The sequence below is a fragment of the Staphylococcus sp. CWZ226 genome (assembly GCF_018986355.1).
Classification (GTDB): Bacteria; Bacillota; Bacilli; order Staphylococcales; family Staphylococcaceae; genus Staphylococcus; species Staphylococcus simulans.
Map to the genome: position 1 here is coordinate 65,463 of NZ_JAHMSB010000006.1, position 16,514 is coordinate 81,976.

Annotated in this window: 16 protein-coding genes; 11 read left to right on the top strand and 5 right to left on the bottom strand. The window is 37.4% G+C overall.

Translation table 11 applies throughout. The annotated features are described in order from the left end of the window. The first annotated feature begins 1 nt into the window (after nucleotide 1). Complete coding sequence (locus tag KRR19_RS06640) at nucleotides 2–1,549, top strand: bifunctional metallophosphatase/5'-nucleotidase (protein ID WP_216733547.1); 1,548 nt, start codon at nucleotides 2–4, stop codon at nucleotides 1,547–1,549. 207 nt (nucleotides 1,550–1,756) lie between these two features. On the opposite strand, the gene thiD is transcribed toward KRR19_RS06640, so the two are convergent. Beyond that, nucleotides 1,757–2,587 (bottom strand): bifunctional hydroxymethylpyrimidine kinase/phosphomethylpyrimidine kinase, encoded by an 831-nt coding sequence (gene thiD, locus KRR19_RS06645; protein WP_023015477.1) that lies wholly within the window; start codon nucleotides 2,585–2,587, stop codon nucleotides 1,757–1,759. A 107-nt stretch (nucleotides 2,588–2,694) separates the two neighbouring features. Here thiD and KRR19_RS06650 point away from each other — a divergent pair, with 107 nt between their 5' ends. The 5 genes from KRR19_RS06650 (at nucleotide 2,695) to KRR19_RS06670 (ending at nucleotide 6,524) form a co-directional block, all read left to right on the top strand. Next, on the top strand, nucleotides 2,695–3,360 hold the full coding sequence (locus KRR19_RS06650; protein ID WP_057510139.1) for a uracil-DNA glycosylase: 666 nt from the start codon (nucleotides 2,695–2,697) through the stop codon (nucleotides 3,358–3,360). Further along, entirely contained in the window at nucleotides 3,353–3,730 is a 378-nt protein-coding gene (locus KRR19_RS06655) for a DUF5327 family protein (RefSeq protein WP_002481371.1), read from the top strand. Before KRR19_RS06650 ends, KRR19_RS06655 begins: the two co-directional genes overlap by 8 nt. A 20-nt stretch (nucleotides 3,731–3,750) precedes the next feature. After that, nucleotides 3,751–4,134, top strand: coding sequence for a DUF423 domain-containing protein (locus tag KRR19_RS06660; RefSeq protein WP_002481372.1), 384 nt, complete (start codon nucleotides 3,751–3,753; stop codon nucleotides 4,132–4,134). 65 nt (nucleotides 4,135–4,199) lie between these two features. Next, nucleotides 4,200–5,702: an APC family permease gene (locus KRR19_RS06665; RefSeq protein ID WP_002481373.1), complete on the top strand. Its 1,503-nt coding sequence runs from the start codon at nucleotides 4,200–4,202 to the stop codon at nucleotides 5,700–5,702. 195 nt (nucleotides 5,703–5,897) lie between these two features. Continuing rightward, a complete protein-coding gene (locus KRR19_RS06670; RefSeq protein WP_023015475.1) occupies nucleotides 5,898–6,524 on the top strand; it encodes a DedA family protein in 627 nt (208 codons plus the stop codon). Between the two features lie 592 nt (nucleotides 6,525–7,116). Here the strand turns inward: KRR19_RS06670 and KRR19_RS06675 are convergent. The 4 genes from KRR19_RS06675 to hemQ form a co-directional block, all read right to left on the bottom strand. Next, nucleotides 7,117–7,905: a hypothetical protein gene (locus KRR19_RS06675; RefSeq protein ID WP_057510140.1), complete on the bottom strand. Its 789-nt coding sequence runs from the start codon at nucleotides 7,903–7,905 to the stop codon at nucleotides 7,117–7,119. Between the two features lie 205 nt (nucleotides 7,906–8,110). Continuing rightward, nucleotides 8,111–8,572, bottom strand: coding sequence for a threonine/serine exporter family protein (locus KRR19_RS06680; RefSeq protein ID WP_002481378.1), 462 nt, complete (start codon nucleotides 8,570–8,572; stop codon nucleotides 8,111–8,113). A 15-nt stretch (nucleotides 8,573–8,587) separates the two neighbouring features. Continuing rightward, nucleotides 8,588–9,370 (bottom strand): threonine/serine exporter family protein, encoded by a 783-nt coding sequence (locus KRR19_RS06685; protein ID WP_216733548.1) that lies wholly within the window; start codon nucleotides 9,368–9,370, stop codon nucleotides 8,588–8,590. A gap of 809 nt (nucleotides 9,371–10,179) precedes the next feature. Continuing rightward, the gene (gene hemQ / locus KRR19_RS06690) at nucleotides 10,180–10,929 is read right to left on the bottom strand and encodes a hydrogen peroxide-dependent heme synthase (RefSeq protein ID WP_023015472.1); all 750 of its coding nucleotides are present in this window, start codon (nucleotides 10,927–10,929) and stop codon (nucleotides 10,180–10,182) included. 168 nt (nucleotides 10,930–11,097) lie between these two features. Here hemQ and pta point away from each other — a divergent pair, with 168 nt between their 5' ends. From pta to KRR19_RS06715, 5 genes are all read left to right on the top strand, one after another. Further along, nucleotides 11,098–12,087 (top strand): phosphate acetyltransferase, encoded by a 990-nt coding sequence (gene pta, locus KRR19_RS06695; RefSeq protein WP_057510141.1) that lies wholly within the window; start codon nucleotides 11,098–11,100, stop codon nucleotides 12,085–12,087. Next, entirely contained in the window at nucleotides 12,087–12,926 is an 840-nt protein-coding gene (locus tag KRR19_RS06700) for a lipoate--protein ligase family protein (protein ID WP_002481382.1), read from the top strand. Before pta ends, KRR19_RS06700 begins: the two co-directional genes overlap by 1 nt. Before the next feature lie 460 nt (nucleotides 12,927–13,386). Continuing rightward, complete coding sequence (mvk, locus tag KRR19_RS06705; protein ID WP_002481383.1) at nucleotides 13,387–14,310, top strand: mevalonate kinase; 924 nt, start codon at nucleotides 13,387–13,389, stop codon at nucleotides 14,308–14,310. A 5-nt stretch (nucleotides 14,311–14,315) separates the two neighbouring features. Continuing rightward, nucleotides 14,316–15,311, top strand: a complete 996-nt coding sequence (mvaD, locus tag KRR19_RS06710) for a diphosphomevalonate decarboxylase (protein ID WP_060803733.1) — start codon at nucleotides 14,316–14,318, stop codon at nucleotides 15,309–15,311. Beyond that, nucleotides 15,308–16,384 carry a phosphomevalonate kinase gene (locus tag KRR19_RS06715; RefSeq protein ID WP_023015468.1) on the top strand — a complete coding sequence of 359 codons (1,077 nt, stop codon included), beginning with the start codon at nucleotides 15,308–15,310 and terminating at the stop codon, nucleotides 16,382–16,384. The genes mvaD and KRR19_RS06715 overlap by 4 nt, the downstream gene beginning before the upstream one ends. Nucleotides 16,385–16,514 lie beyond the last annotated feature (130 nt).

A 16,514-nucleotide genomic window follows, 5' to 3' on the forward strand; every position in this document is an offset into this window, starting at 1 on the left:
AGTGACACAGATAGCTTTTTACATCGTCAGTGATGTGCATGGATATATTTTCCCGACGAATTATCAAGAAAGACAACAACAATTGCCGATGGGTTTATTACATGCGGAACAACTCATCAATCAGGATAAAGTCAATTACCCGCTTCACGTTCTCATTGACAACGGTGACTTCTTACAAGGTTCTCCGCTGGGTCATTATCTAGCCAAAGAACTTGGTTCAGCAAAACAATTAGCGTATATTTATAACCATTTCAAATTCGATGCAGGTGTGATCGGCAACCATGAATTCAACTTCGGTATGTCGTATTTAAACCAGACACTAGAGGCACTCAATTATCCTGTACTGTCTGCTAATATTTTAAAAGATGGCGAACCGTTCACAGGCCACGGTGTACGCTATATTGAACGCGGCGGGTTGATTATCGGAATCATCGGATTAACGACACAATATATTCCTCATTGGGAACAAGCAGCACATATTGAAGGTCTTACCTTCGAAAGTGCAGCAACCGCTTTAGAACGTTGGCTGCCAGAAGTGAAAGCGCATGCGGATATCATTGCGGTTTGTTATCACGGTGGTTTTGAATGTGATTTAACAACAGGCGAACCGACGGAAGACCTGACAGGAGAAAACGAAGGTTATGCGATGTTGAAACAGTTCCATCAAGATATTGACTTACTCATCACAGGACATCAACATCGTGAAATTGCGGAAACTGTTTATGATATCCCAGTCATCCAGCCCGGTGCGAAAGGTGAAAAGGTAGGAAGAATCATCATAGACGTTGAAAGAGGCAAAATACAAAATGCGGAAGTCAGTCTGCTTAGTAATGAAACATTAACACCTGCTTCTGATACAGAGCCTGAATTCGCACAAAAAATGGCCGCATTTGATGCGGAAGTGGATGCTTGGCTAGATGTGCCGATTGCGCGATTAGAGGAGACGATGATTGTAGATGATGCATTTGTCGCCCGCACAACACCGCATCCTTACATTAATTTCTTAAATTACATCTTAATGGATGTGAGCGGTGCTGATATTGCAGCATCTGCGTTGTTTGATTTGTCTAGTGGATTCGGAAACGAAGTGACTATGCGGGATGTCTTAAATAATTATCCATTTCCTAATACGTTCAATGTACTTGAACTGACAGGACAGGATATTAAAGATGCGATTGAATTAACTGCAGAATATTTTTCTGTCAAGGATGGCCAAGTCACTGTGAACCCAGAATTCATTTATCCTAAGCCGCAACATTACAATTATGATATTTACTCAGGTATCAGTTATACCATTAAAGTCAGCAACCCTGTCGGTTCACGTGTCGTGCAATTAGATTATCAAGGGAATCCGATCCATATGAAAGAGACTTATAAGGTTGTCTTAAATAACTATCGTGCAGTAGGCGGGGGGAATTATCCGATGTTCAGTGCGGATAAAATTGTTGAAGATATTCAAACTGAAGGAGCACAACTGATTATTGATTATCTGCAAGCGCACCCAGAACTTAAGATTCCAAATGTTACTGATTTCAAAGTGGAAGTATAACTAGGTGTGTATTTATATGAATAGTACCAATTGGATACATCCAAATAATAAAGCCTAAGAAAAGATCTGGATTTTCCTTGGCTTTGAAACACAAACGTGTATTAGAAGGTTTATTAAATAGTAAAAGGACGATTTTCATTTTGCGAAAATCGTCCTTTTGAATATTGGAACATTTATATTCTGACATTCATTTTATTGATTATTAGATTAAACTTCTTGAACGTCTACATCGATTTTTTCGATACGGTTATAAGCACCGTGGTCTACAGGACCTACGAAGTCGTTCATTTTCCAACCATTTTTAATTGCAGATGCGACGAATGCTTTTGCGTTAACAACTGCATCTTTAGGTGATTGGCCGTTTGCTAGGTTAGCAGTTGTGGCTGCTGCGAACGTACAACCAGCACCATGGTTATAACTTTGTTGGAACATATCTGTTGTTAATTGATAAAATTTATCGCCGTCGTAGTATAAGTCATAAGATTTTTCTTGATCTAATGCTTTACCACCTTTGATGACTACATTTTGTGCACCTTGATCATAAATGATTTTAGCTGCTTTTTTCATATCATCGATAGATTTTAATGTGCCTAATCCAGATAACTGACCAGCTTCAAATAGGTTAGGTGTTGTAACTGTTGCTTTAGGTAATAGATATTTAATCATTGCATCTGTATTACCTGGGTTGAGTACTTCATCTTCACCCTTACAAACCATAACCGGGTCAACAACGAAGTATTTCGCACCTGACTCTTCAAATGCTTCTCCTGCACGTTTGATGACTTCTTCAGTACCTAACATACCTGTTTTGACAGCGTCTGGTCCAATAGAGATTGCTGTTTCTAATTGTTTGTTAAATACGTCGAAAGGAATTGGTGTTACATCGTGTGACCATGTTTCTTTGTCCATTGTCACGATTGCTGCTAAAGCAACCATTCCATAAGTGTCTAATTCTTGGAATGTTTTTAAATCTGCTTGCATGCCGGCTCCTGCACTTGTATCTGAGCCTGCAATTGTTAATACTTTTTTCAATGCCATATGTTCATACACTCCCTAACGTTTCTTTTACTCTATAATAACATGTTTACAAGGGTGGATTGAACTTTTTGATATATCGTGTGTTATCATAGTTTTGAGGTGATACCATGGAGTGGTCTGAAGTATTTCATGATATAACAAGTCGTCATGATTTCAAAGCAATGCATGATTTTTTAGAAAAAGAATATACGACAAAAATAGTTTATCCTGATAGAGAAAATATATATCAAGCGTTTGATTTAACGCCTTTTGATAAAGTAAAGGTCGTTATCTTAGGCCAAGACCCATATCACGGCCCTAAACAAGCGCATGGACTAGCATTCTCTGTTCAGCCAGAAGGAAAGTTTCCACCTTCTTTACGCAATATGTATAAAGAACTAGAAGATGATATCGGCTGCAAGAGAACAGTATCTCACTTGCAAGATTGGGCGAAAGAAGGCGTGTTATTATTAAATACTGTCTTAACTGTGCGTAAAGGTGAAGCTCATTCACACCGTGGTATCGGTTGGGAAATCTTTACGGATGAGATTATTAAAACCGTTTCTGAACAGCGTGACCATGTGGTCTTTATTTTGTGGGGTAAACCTGCACAACAAAAAGAGAAGTTAATAGATACGTCTAAACATGATGTGATTAAGTCAGTACATCCAAGTCCATTATCAGCGTATCGCGGTTTCTTTGGATCTAAGCCGTATTCTCAAGCGAATGCTTATTTAGAAGCACATCATCAAACACCAATAAATTGGTGTGGTGAGGAGGCTATGGATGAATAAAGAGAAGTTAATTGCGTTAATTGAACGTGAATTAGTACAAGCGGATGAAGCGGCGAGTGAAGCGGAATTCAGCAAGCATATGTATGCGATTCATACACTGACTTCACTGTATACAGATAGTGATTCAAGTGACGTGCCTGCACGTTCATCAAAACAAACAAGTATGACGTATCAGCAAGCGCCTTCAGTGACGTCTCCAAGTTATACGACAAGTTCACATTCACAAGTATCAGCGGCAGAAATTAAAGCGATGGGTGGGAAAGTGTCATCACAACAGAACTCATCGAATTTATCGACACCACCGGGGAACTCTAATAAAATGGTAACTGATGACGAATTAGGAAATGGCGATTCTATTTTTGACTTTTAATGACAAAGGAGAGACTTTATATGAACTTTAAAACGATGAAAACGTTCGTAGCAATCGGTGCTGGGTGTGCAGCACTTTCAGTTGCGACTGGTGCGTTTGGTGCACACGCATTAGCAGATAAATTATCACCGCATTATTTAGATGTGTGGAACAAAGCAACAACGTATGAAATGTATCACAGCTTAGGTTTAATCGGTATTGGTATCTTAAGCGGTACAACTAAATTGAACTTAAAAGCTGCAGGCTGGATGATGCTTGGCGGTATTGTTATCTTCAGTGGCTCATTATACACTTTATCATTAACACAAATTAAACCATTAGGTGCAATTACACCAATCGGTGGAGTGTTATTTATCGCTTCTTGGGTAACTTTACTCGTACAAACACTAAAATTAAAAAAATAAACTAATAAACGGTTCAAAAATTCACCTCACAGGGTATAATGTATCGAATGAGGTGAATTTTTATTATGGGAAAAATAGAGAAAAGACACCATAAAAAAGTAGACCGAGGAGATTTACAACAAAACCTATCTGAGAAATTTGTATGGGCCATTGCCTATGGTTCATGTATAGGTTGGGGGTCATTTATTTTACCAGGGGACTGGATCAGTCAATCTGGTTCTATCGCAGCAGCAATCGGGATTACAATTGGTGCATTACTAATGATTATTATTGGCGTGAGTTATGGCGCATTAGTGAAACACTTCCCAGTATCTGGGGGTGCATTTGCGTTCAGTTATTTAAGCTTCGGGAGGTATGTCAGCTTCTTCTCATCATGGTTCCTGACATTCGGTTATATTTGTGTGGTCGCATTGAATGCCACCGCGTTTAGCTTACTCTTGAAGTTTATGATGCCGGGCGTACTTGAACATGGTAAGCTATATACCATCGCTGGATGGGATGTTTACATTACCGAAATTATTATCGCAACAGCTTTACTTTTACTCTTTACATTTATTACCATTCGTGGTGCACAAGTTTCAGGTAGTCTGCAGTACTACTTCTGTATCGCAATGGTAGTCGTTGTTTTATTAATGTTTTTCGGATCATTTTTCGGTAGTGGTTTCTCATTGAGCAACTTACAACCTTTAGCTGAGGAGAAAAAAGGATGGTTTACATCAATTATTATGATTGTAGCTGTCGCACCTTGGGCGTATGTCGGATTTGATAATATTCCACAGACCGCGGAAGAATTCGACTTTGCGCCGAATAAAACATTTAAATTGATTGTTTATAGCTTGCTTGCGGCAGCTGGCACATACGTTTTAATGATTTTATATACGGGCTGGTTAAGCAGCCGTGGCGCAGAAAACAGCGACTTATGGGTAACAGGTGCTGTGACACAACAATCCTTTGGCTATATTGGTTTATTTGTCTTAGCTGTAGCAATTACTATGGGGATTTTCACAGGACTTAATGGTTTCTTAATGAGTTCAAGTCGTTTGTTATTCTCAATGGGACGTTCAGGTATTATGCCTGGTGTATTCAGTAAAATCCACCCAAGATTTAAGACGCCATATGTCGCAATCTTATTCTTAGGTGCTTTAACATTAATTGCACCTTGGTTAGGACGTACTGCATTGACATGGATTGTAGATATGTCTTCAACAGGTGTATCTGTCGCATATCTTGTGACATGTTTATCAGCAACGAAATTATTCAGTTATAATAAAGAAAGTAATACTTACGCACCGATTTATAAAACATTTGCGATTGTCGGTTCAATCTTTGCGTTTATTTTCTTAGGATTACTTTTAATCCCAGGATCACCAGCCGCTTTATCAACACCATCTTATATTGCGTTGATTGTATGGTTAGTTCTAGGCTTAGCATTCTTCGTTGTACGTTATCCAAAATTAAAAAATATGGATAAAGACGAACTGAGTCGACTAATCTTAGATACAAGTCAACAAAAAGTAGATGAAATCTTAGATGAACCAGACTCTGAACCTACTCAAACAAAAGCATAAATTATATATTAAGAGCGATGTTCTAATTAGAGGTTCATCGCTCTTTTCTTATGAAATCATAAGTTTTAAAAGATACAACTGTACTATAATCACGCATAATTACTTGCATTAACTAAAGGAATAATATAAGTTATTAAAAACAAATAAAATGGAGATTCCATGGTATTTGTTGAAAATCCACTTAGGAGGAACGATATGGAAAAGATGGTCGAGCAGTTTATCGATCAATTTGGTTACCTCGGTGTATTCTTATTAATCGCATTAGAAAACATTTTTCCACCCATTCCATCAGAATTGATTTTAACTTTCAGCGGTTTCTTGACGTTACATTCTGATATGAATATCGTAGGTGTAATTATTGCGGCAACATTGGGTTCTGTATTCGGAGCAATTGTACTTTACTTTGTTGGTCGTTTATTATCTACAGAACGTTTACAGAAATTAGCGAATGGTAAAACTGGAAAAATTCTGCGTTTTAAAGCGAGTGATATCGAAAAGGCAGATGACTGGTTCGATAATCACGGTAAAAAGATTGTTTTCTTTGCGCGATTTATTCCTGTCATTAGAAGTTTGATCTCTATACCAGCAGGAACGACCAATATGCCTTTAACATCGTTTATTATACTTACCACACTTGGTACATTAATATGGAATACAGTGCTCGTAATTTTAGGTCAGCAAGCTGGAGAAGCATGGCCGAAAATTTCAGCCGCATTTGATTCTTTCTCAAATATCGTACTTATTGTCTTAGTTATTTTACTTATTATTGCGATTATCTATTTTGTGAAGAATCGTTTTAAAAACTCAAAATCAGATGAATAATCAATCGCCGTTATTTCCTCAGTAGTAAAAAGGGATAACGGCGATTTTTATATTATAATATGTATGAATATGTAGTTTGATGTCGTTATTTTAAGACTGAAAAGAAAGGCACTATTTTGTCTGAAGAAATAGTGAGGTGACACCATGAATATCACAAAATTAGTTGTAATCACTGTAATAATTGGAGTAATACTTGCGGTGAACTATAAGCTGGATATCTTTGAGCCTATCCCATTGATACTTGGAGCAGCTTGTGTAATGGTATTTAATATCGTTATGAAACGATTTAAGTCGAAAGATAAGTAAAATAAATACGCATACCTTCTAAACGATGAAAGTATGCGTATTTATTTTATGGTTTTAGTTATGTTTATTTGCCTTTCTGATTTGAATCAAATATAAGACAATAAAAGTAATGACACCATACTCTAGTAAATCGATACAGTTATTTTTGTCTAGTAATGCAGGACTATGTGATAAGTAGTTGGTTATTATCAAATAGCCCCCGCATATTAGAATAATAATAAGCGTAATTAAAAATATTGAACGTGCTTCCAATTCATGATGTTACTTCCTTCATGATGTTAAGTGTCTAGAAATGCATATAGACAGGGAATAAGTCCCATTGTGAATATACAAAAATGTGATCTGGTTGAATATTTAAGGTGTGGCTTAAGGTGTTGATAAGTACTTCTTTTGGCTGTTTACTATATAAATTATAATAATACTTTCCATTTTTCTCAGTCACAAAACGCCAAGCTCCTAAATGTTGCAGGGGTTGAATATCAGGCTTTCCATCCATTGATTGTATAGATACTGAATAGCTGAGATAAATTTCATCTACTTGAGTCGGACAAGTTGTTTTAATACGATAGTTGATGATAAATGTGAGTATGAATAATCCTAATAAAATAAGCAACATAAACTTTAACGGTACAGCAGCTATAGAATTTTTATAGCTTTGTTGAATCAAATACATCCATAAACCAAGGCATATAAACATGATGGCCATGGTGATGCCTAAGAATATATTTTGAAGATGTTTTAAATAAAGATTCTCTGTCATTCGAGTATCCGTACTGTTATAAATCGGGTTGTCTTTATCTTTTAAATACGTATAGACAATGGCGTATCGAGATAAGTCGAGCTTTTTAGTAGTAATCGCAAAGAATGGAGAAGTGTCTTTAATGTTATGTTCATTTTTAAGATGCTTAGTTTCTATAAAGTGCGTTTGAAGCTGAGTGTCCTTAACTTTCGGATTGTGCTTAAATGTATAAACACCATTAATGACACCTGTTAAATAATAACCTTCTGCTTTTTTCTGTTCTAGAAATTTCTTCTCAGAAAGCGAACCTTTAAAAACAAGTTTGAACTTTTTCATGATGTTATCCTTCTTCCTGATGTTATGTATACCTTTATTTACATTTTAAATTTTCAGATAATTAAACGCAAGCGCTTTTATATTATTTTTATGTAGAACAAGCTTGTTTTGATACTTAAATTAATTATTTTGAAGTGGGAGAGACGTAGAAACAACCCCTTATAAAGCGCATTTCACAATAGCTTTTATAAGGGGTTGTGATAGATTAGTGTTTTGTTTTAGGCGTTAGCTTGCTTTTGCTGGTAATGACTAAGCGTGCAATCTGATCAGCAAAGAGTAAACCCATTGCGATAGCTCCAGCGATTAAAGTAACCTCCAACATTGTAGGTACAGCTTTGCTGAATTGTAATATAATCAAGCTTTTGGTTGTATCAAAGGCTAAGCCTCCAGGTACTAATGGAATAATACCAGGAATCATAAAAATAATGACAGGTTCTTTCTTTAAACGTGCCATAATATGACTGATTAAGCCGAGTGTGAGACTTGAAAAGAAAGAGGCGTAAATAGTATGGATATGGAGTCCGGAATATAAAATAATATAGACCGTCCAACCACATGCACCTACAAAACCTGCATAAAAGTACATGCGTTTCGGTGCATCGAATATAATACAGAAGAACAGTGACGCAATATAACTAAAGAAAAAATGTGAAATCCAAAATAGCATCTTGTCATCACCCTCCTAAAATATTAATAGCATTGTGCCGACACCGGCGCCTATGCCGAATGAAGTCACTAATGCTTCTAAAGATTTGGTTGTAAACATCATCATATGACCGCCGAATAAATCTTGAATTGCATTCGTAATCAAGACTCCAGGTACAATCGGCATGACGGCCGCGATGATAATCGCAGAAAGCGATCCGTCTGGTACTAAGTTATGACCGAGTATCGCAATGCCTCCAATGACAACAGAGCCTAAAAACTCTGGGATAAGTAAAGTTTTTAAGTTCGCACGATATAACATTTCGACTAACAAATATCCCAAGCTTCCAGCAAAAATAGTAGCAACAATATCTACAAAATTACCAGTCTGTAAATATAAGAAGCTGATTGAAATAATTGCGGCTGCGATGCCTTTATAAATTAAATCATGGGTTTGTTTGGCATCATAAATCCTTTTTAAAGTCTCATAGGCTTCTTCTAGGTCAATTTTTCCTGCCGAAAGCTTACGAGAAACAGAGTTTGTCTGTGAAATTTTGATTAGATTGGTATCACGTGACTCAATACGATACATGCGTGGTGTCGTTTGATTATCTAATAAAAAATTGATAACTGTATTTGTGACGAAGCTGTTGCTTTCGTAAAAACCAAGTGTTTCGGCAATACGTGTCATTGTTCCCTCTACACATGTGCCTTCAGCGCCGGACTCTAATAAAATACGTCCTGCTAACATGATAGTATCTTTCGCAAGGCGTTCTTTCGGGGTATCTTCTATATAACTTATTCTATTATCTAGTTCCATAACATCACTCATTTTCCTTTGTTGTATATGTAATATTAAACTTTTTAGAAAATTCAATTAGTATACCTATTATGTCGGAAAATACATAGAGAAACAACCTAAGATTTCGTTTCGATTATGTAAACTTTTTTCAAGAACAGTGACATAGGAGAGTGGAAAGAGGTTAAAATGATATATACAAACAATAAATGATAAATGTAAAATATTATGTGTATAATTTCTAATTAGGTATCATAATATGCTTGCATACTATATCTAATGTTTCAAATATTTCAAAACGGTTAAAGTTATAATGGTTAGCTGTTAAAGCATGTTAACTGAGTAGCGACAGTAGCTGCTTATCAGTTAACCAGCTAAACAAGTAGTGGCAGAGTTCTCCAAGGACACTACACGAGGGATGAGCGGCACTGTATTTCAAGCCATACATGTGTACGCTTAGACGGCAGAAGCTACCGACATTAAGAGTGGATGATGCCGAGAAGAACGTGCCGCTAACGTACAGGCTGTGTCGACAGCGTACATGTGGTACATAGGTGTCGTTCAATTCTTAATGCTGGTCTAGTCTTCTGCTTTAATTAATGAATAACACCATTACTATAGATTACTTGAAGAGAACTTACAGCGAGAGGGGCGTTGTAGAGTTCTCTTCCATCTTAATAACGTACGTTATCTTGTAGCCCTTGGAGGAGTTTATACATAGAAGTGCACCTGTTCTTTGATTTTAGAGCAGGTGCTATTTATATATGAAAGAAGGGACTGATATCGATGTCAGTCCCTTAGTTTCGTTATATTATTTTGTGTAGCGTTATTTAAATACTGAAGAATTTTTCTAGACTGTCTTCAGGTAATCTATGGCCGATAAAGAAGCTACCGAATTCTCCATAACGTGCTGTTGTTTCATCGAAACGCATTTCATAAACGATTTTTTTGAATTGCAGTACATCATCAGAGAATAGTGTAACGCCCCATTCGTAATCATCAAAGCCGACTGATCCTGTGATGAATTGTTTGATTTTACCTGCATATTTACGTCCGATCATACCGTGGTCATACATCAATTTTTGACGTTCTTCCATTGAAAGCATGTACCAGTTATATGTTTCGTTACGACGTTTATTCATTGGGTAGAAGCAAATATATTCTTTTTCTGGTAATTCAGGGTAAAGACGTGCTTTTACATGAGGGTTCTCATATGGGTCTTCGTCTGATTTTCCAGCAAGATAGTTACTTAATTCAATGACAGAAACATATGAGTATGTCGGGATTAAGTAATCTGCGATACGTAATTTGTTCAATGCTAGTTCTATTGCATTCAATTCTTGCATTTCAGGACGTAATACCCAAAGTAAAATGTCAGCTTTTTGACCTGTTACGTTATAAAGTACATGGTCACCGTTATGATGCTCACGTACTGAACCTAATTTTTCTAAGAAATCTTGGAATTCTTTGACAATTTCTTGACGGTCTTCATTAGGTACAAGACGTAATGTCGGCCAATCGATTGCATATAATAAATGGAGGCTGTACCAACCATCTAATGTTTCTGCTGCTTGACTCATTAATATCGCTCCTTTTGAAATATCTTTTAATTCAATTCAAATTTTATCATAAAGACAGAGACAAAGCATACAAATCGATTAAAGGTCGGAACGTGGAAATTACTTCGTAAATGGCGTATAATTATGGATGAAAAAATATTAAAAAGCGAGATTTTCAAGGAGGATATTATGCCTAGTTTATTAGATGTATTGAAAGACAAACTTTCAGGAAAGAATGTACGTATTGTATTACCTGAAGGTGAAGACGAACGTGTATTGACTGCAGCAACAAAATTACAAGCTTCAGATTTCGTAACACCTGTTGTATTAGGTGACCAAGACAAAATTGAAGCATTAGCGAAAGACAAAGGTTTAGATATTTCAGGTATTGAAATCATCACACCTTCAACAAGCGACTTGAAACCAGAATTAGTAGACGCATTTGTAGAACGTCGTAAAGGCAAAGCGACAAAAGAACAAGCTGAAGATATGCTTAACAATGTAAACTACTTCGGTACAATGCTTGTTTATGCAGGTAAAGCTGAAGGACTAGTCAGCGGTGCTGCACATTCAACAGGCGATACAGTTCGTCCAGCACTACAAATCATCAAAACTAAACCAGGTGTTGCGAAAACATCAGGTGTGTTCTTCATGATTAAAGGCGAAGAACAATATGTTTTCGGTGATTGTGCAATCAACCCTACATTAGAAGCAACAGACTTAGCTGAAATTGCGGTAGAAAGTGCAAAAACAGCGAAAAGCTTCGGCATGGATCCTAAAGTAGCATTATTAAGCTTCTCAACAAAAGGTTCAGCAAAATCAGACGATGTTGAAAAAGTAGCGGAAGCAACAAAAGCTGCACAAGAAAAAGCTGAATCAGAAGGCTTAAAAGATGTTGTTATCGATGGTGAATTCCAATTCGACGCAGCAATCGTTCCAGAAGTGGCGGCTAAAAAAGCACCAGATGCACAAATTAAAGGTGACGCAAATGTATTCGTATTCCCAAGCTTAGAAGCAGGTAACATCGGTTACAAAATTGCGCAACGTTTAGGCGGATATGAAGCAATCGGACCTGTTTTACAAGGTTTAAATTCTCCAGTAAACGACTTAAGCCGTGGTTGCTCAACTGAAGATGTATACAACTTATCAATCATCACTGCAGCGCAAACATTACAATAATGGATTTAGCTGAACGTTATTTTGACGGTAAAGATTGGCGCTATGTAGACCATTCAACAGGGTTTGCGCCTATGCAATCTTTTGCGTTTGATGACACATTTTCAGAAAGTGTGGGCAAGGATTTATCTTGCAGTGTAGTCCGCACTTGGATTCATCAACACACCGTTATTTTAGGTACACATGATGCACGTCTGCCACATCTGAAAGAAGGCATTCGTTATTTAGTCGATGAACGCGGCTATAATGTGATTGTCCGTAATTCTGGTGGATTAGGTGTTGTATTAGATCAAGGTATTTTAAACTTTTCGTTGATTTTTAAAGGAAAGACAGAAATTTCCATTGATGAAGCATTTAATTTAATGTATTTAGTTGTAAATAAAATGTTCGAAGATGAACATGTAACGATTGAAACGAAAGAAATTGAACGCTCCTATTGCCCGGGAAAATTTGATTTAAGTATCAATGATAAGAAATTCGCGGGTATTTCACAACGCAGAGTCAGAGGCGGCATCGCCGTTCAAGTATACTTGTGTGTGGAAGGTTCAGGTGAAGAACGTGCTGAAATGATGAAGGCGTTCTATGACAAAGCTCTACAAGGCGAAGAAACAAAATTTAAATATCCAGATATCGATCCATCTTGTATGGCTTCGCTTGAAACGTTGTTCGGACATGAACTGACAGTTCAAGATGTGATGTTTAAACTACTCTATGCCATCAAAGATTTAGGTGGAACATTGAATATGGAGCCTATCAGTGAAGAAGAGTGGGAACGCTTTGAGAAATATTTCGAACGTATGATTGCACGTAATGCTAAAATCAACGCTAAAATGGACGATTAAGCACAAAGGGATGTAAATAGCTGAGAAGCTAGGTGCATCCCTTTTATATTGTGCGCCTTGAAAAATATTCTTGTAATTTACCCATGAAAGTGAAAATTATGACCGATATATGAACAAATCGTTTAAATCATCATCAATTTTCGGTAAAATGGGGAAGTAGTTTAATATCAGGTATTAATTTTACAACCTAGGTATGATAAAACAATGCAAAAAATAGGGTATAATAAAACGGTGTTTGAATAAATATATCAAAAGAGAACAAGCTAATTGATAAAAATTAGAATGTCGGAAATAAATTATGGATATATCAATGACAAAAAGACGCAGACAGCATCTTTTAATCCTGTCATTTTCTATCAACCCAGATAAAGAGAGTGACTGGATGTTTTAACATGCAGAGAAACAGGGTGGAATATAGATATACCATGACAAACTAGGAAAGTGCTAAAGGTGATGCGATATGACACGAACAGGCTACGGAGAATCTAATGGGAAAATAATATTAGTAGGGGAACATGCGGTAACATTTGGTCAACCTGCAATTGCGATGCCATTTTCTTCTGGAAAAGTGACAGTAACAATTGAAGAAATGCCAGAATTGGCAGTGTCAACGATGATCAGTGATGTATTCGAAGGTGAAATTGCAGATGCCCCTGAACATTTACATGCTTTAATCAGCAGATTCGAAGAAGAAAATCATATTGAATCACCTGTAATGATAAAAATTGATGCACAATTACCGCCTTCAAGAGGGTTAGGTTCTAGTGCTGCAGTAGCGGTTGCTTTTACGAGAGCAGCATTTGATTTTATGGATCAGCCACTATCTGATGAAACATTAATTGAACATGTAAACTGGGCGGAAATGATCGCACATGGTAAACCAAGTGGCATTGATGCACAAACGATTGTTTCTAATAAACCGACTTGGTTCCAAGAAGGTGTCTTTACGCCTTTAAAAACTTTGAATGTGGCAGGTTATATGGTCGTTTTAGATACAGGCATAAAAGGGAATACCAAAGAAGCTGTCAGCGATGTGCATGAATTAGTGAAAAACAATCAAGAAAATATGGCGTTTATAGAACGCATTGGACGTCTGGTGCATAAAGCAAATCAAGCGATTAATACACATAATTTTGAATCTTTAGCAGAGATTTTTAATGAGTGTCAAACATACTTATCTACATTGACTGTCAGTCATCCGAAGATTGACCGTTTACTGCAAGTGGCGAAACAAGCAGGTGCAGTAGCTGGAAAATTGACAGGAAGCGGACGTGGCGGCAGTGTGATTACTTTAGTGAAAGATTATGCGACAGCGAAAAAAGTCGCTCAAGCAGTTAAAGAAGCAGGCGCGCAACATACATGGATTGAGAATTTAGGAGGTTAATTCAATTGGTGAAGACGGGCAAAGCGAGAGCGCATACCAATATTGCGCTGATTAAGTATTGGGGGAAAGCTGACGAAGCATTGATTATTCCGATGAATAACAGCCTATCGTTAACTTTAGATAAATTTTATACAGAAACACGCGCAACATTTGATGCGCAATTAGATCGAGACTACTTCTACTTAAATGGTGAAGAAGTGGATGAAAAAGAAACTCAAAAGATTTCAGCATACTTAGATCTTGTCAGAGAACGTGCAGGAACAGCGTTGCACGCACGTATCGATAGTACAAACTTTGTACCGACAGCAGCTGGTTTAGCTTCTTCAGCGAGTGCTTTTGCGGCTTTAGCTGCTGCATGTAATGAAGCGTTAGAAATGAACCTTTCTGATAAAGACTTATCACGCTTGGCACGTCGTGGTTCAGGCTCAGCAAGCCGCAGTATCTTTGGCGGATTCGCGGAATGGGAAAAAGGACATGATGATGAATCCTCTTATGCACACGCGATTGATGCAGATCATTGGGAAGATGACTTAGCGATGATTTTTGTAGTCATTAATCAAAAATCTAAAAAGGTTAAAAGTCGTGCAGGGATGTCGTTGACTAGAAATACATCACGTTTCTATCAGTATTGGTTAGATCATGTAGAAGCGGACATCGCTGAAGCAAAAGCTGCCATTGCCGATAAAGATTTTGACCGCTTAGGTCGTGTCTTTGAAGAAAATGGTTTACGTATGCATGCGACAAATTTAGGTGCACAACCGCCATTTACATATTTAGTACCTGAAAGTTATGATGCGATGGCTTTAGTGCATGAATGTCGTGAAGCAGGTCTGCCCGCATACTTTACTATGGATGCAGGACCTAATGTAAAAGTGTTAGTACAAAAACAACATCAACAAGCTGTGATTGATAAATTAACAACGTATTTTGATTCAGACCAGATCATCGCAAGTGATATCGGTACAGGCGTTGAAATTATAAATGAGGAAGATGAGCTATGATTCAAGTCAAAGCCCCAGGTAAACTTTATATTGCAGGTGAATATGCGGTAACAGAACCCGGATATAAATCCGTGTTAATAGCAGTAAATCGTTTCGTTACTGCCAGCATTGAAGCTTCTGGAGACAATGGTGGTTCTATTCATTCTAAAACATTACACCATGAACCGATTACCTTCCAAAGAGAAGGTGATAAGATTTCTGTATCTGATGCAGATGCGGCGAAACAACTAGCTTACGTCATTACGGCAGTAGAAGTGTTTGAACAATACGCTAAAAGCTGTGGTAAAACATTAAGACACTTTAATTTAGTGATTGATAGTAATTTAGACGATGCTTCAGGCCATAAATATGGCTTAGGCTCAAGTGCTGCAGTATTGGTTTCAGTGGTTAAAGCTTTAAATGAATTTTATGAGTTAGACTTAGCTAATCTGAATATTTATAAATTAGCGGTCATTGCGAATATGAAACTACAAAGTTTAAGTTCATGTGGTGATATCGCAGTCAGTGTTTTTACAGGTTGGCTTGCTTATAGTACGTTTGATCATGACTGGGTCATGCAGCAGATTGAAACGTCATCTGTCGCAGAAGTTGTGAAGAAAAACTGGCCAGGTCTTTATACAGAACCGCTTCAAGCCCCAGAAAACATGGAAGTCTTAATTGGCTGGACCGGCTCACCAGCCTCTTCTCCTTACTTAGTCAGTGAAGTGAAGCGTCTCAAATCAGATCCTGATTTCTACAGCCGCTTCCTGGAACAATCGCAATCTTGTGTAGAACGTCTCATCTACGCATTCAAAACCAACAACCTAAAAGGTGTGCAAGCGATGATCAGACGCAACCGTTCAATCATCCAAATGATGGATAAACAAGCGATTGTAGACATCGAAACACCACAATTAAAATTACTATGCGATATCGCAGAAACCTACGGCGCAGCTGCCAAAACATCAGGTGCAGGCGGCGGAGATTGCGGTATTGCGATTATCGGCGACTCAAAACATCGCCAGTCTATTTATGAAAGCTGGAAAGCCTCTCACATTAAGCCTTTACCTTTCCACGTTTATCAAGGACAATAAGACATCAGGCTGTCTCACCGGTCAACTTTACGGTGCGGCAGTTTTTTGATGTTTAAAGCGGTCACAAAATCGTTGCTTGAAAAATTACGGAAAAAGAGTAAAATAGATAAAGTTGAAATAGTTTAAAACA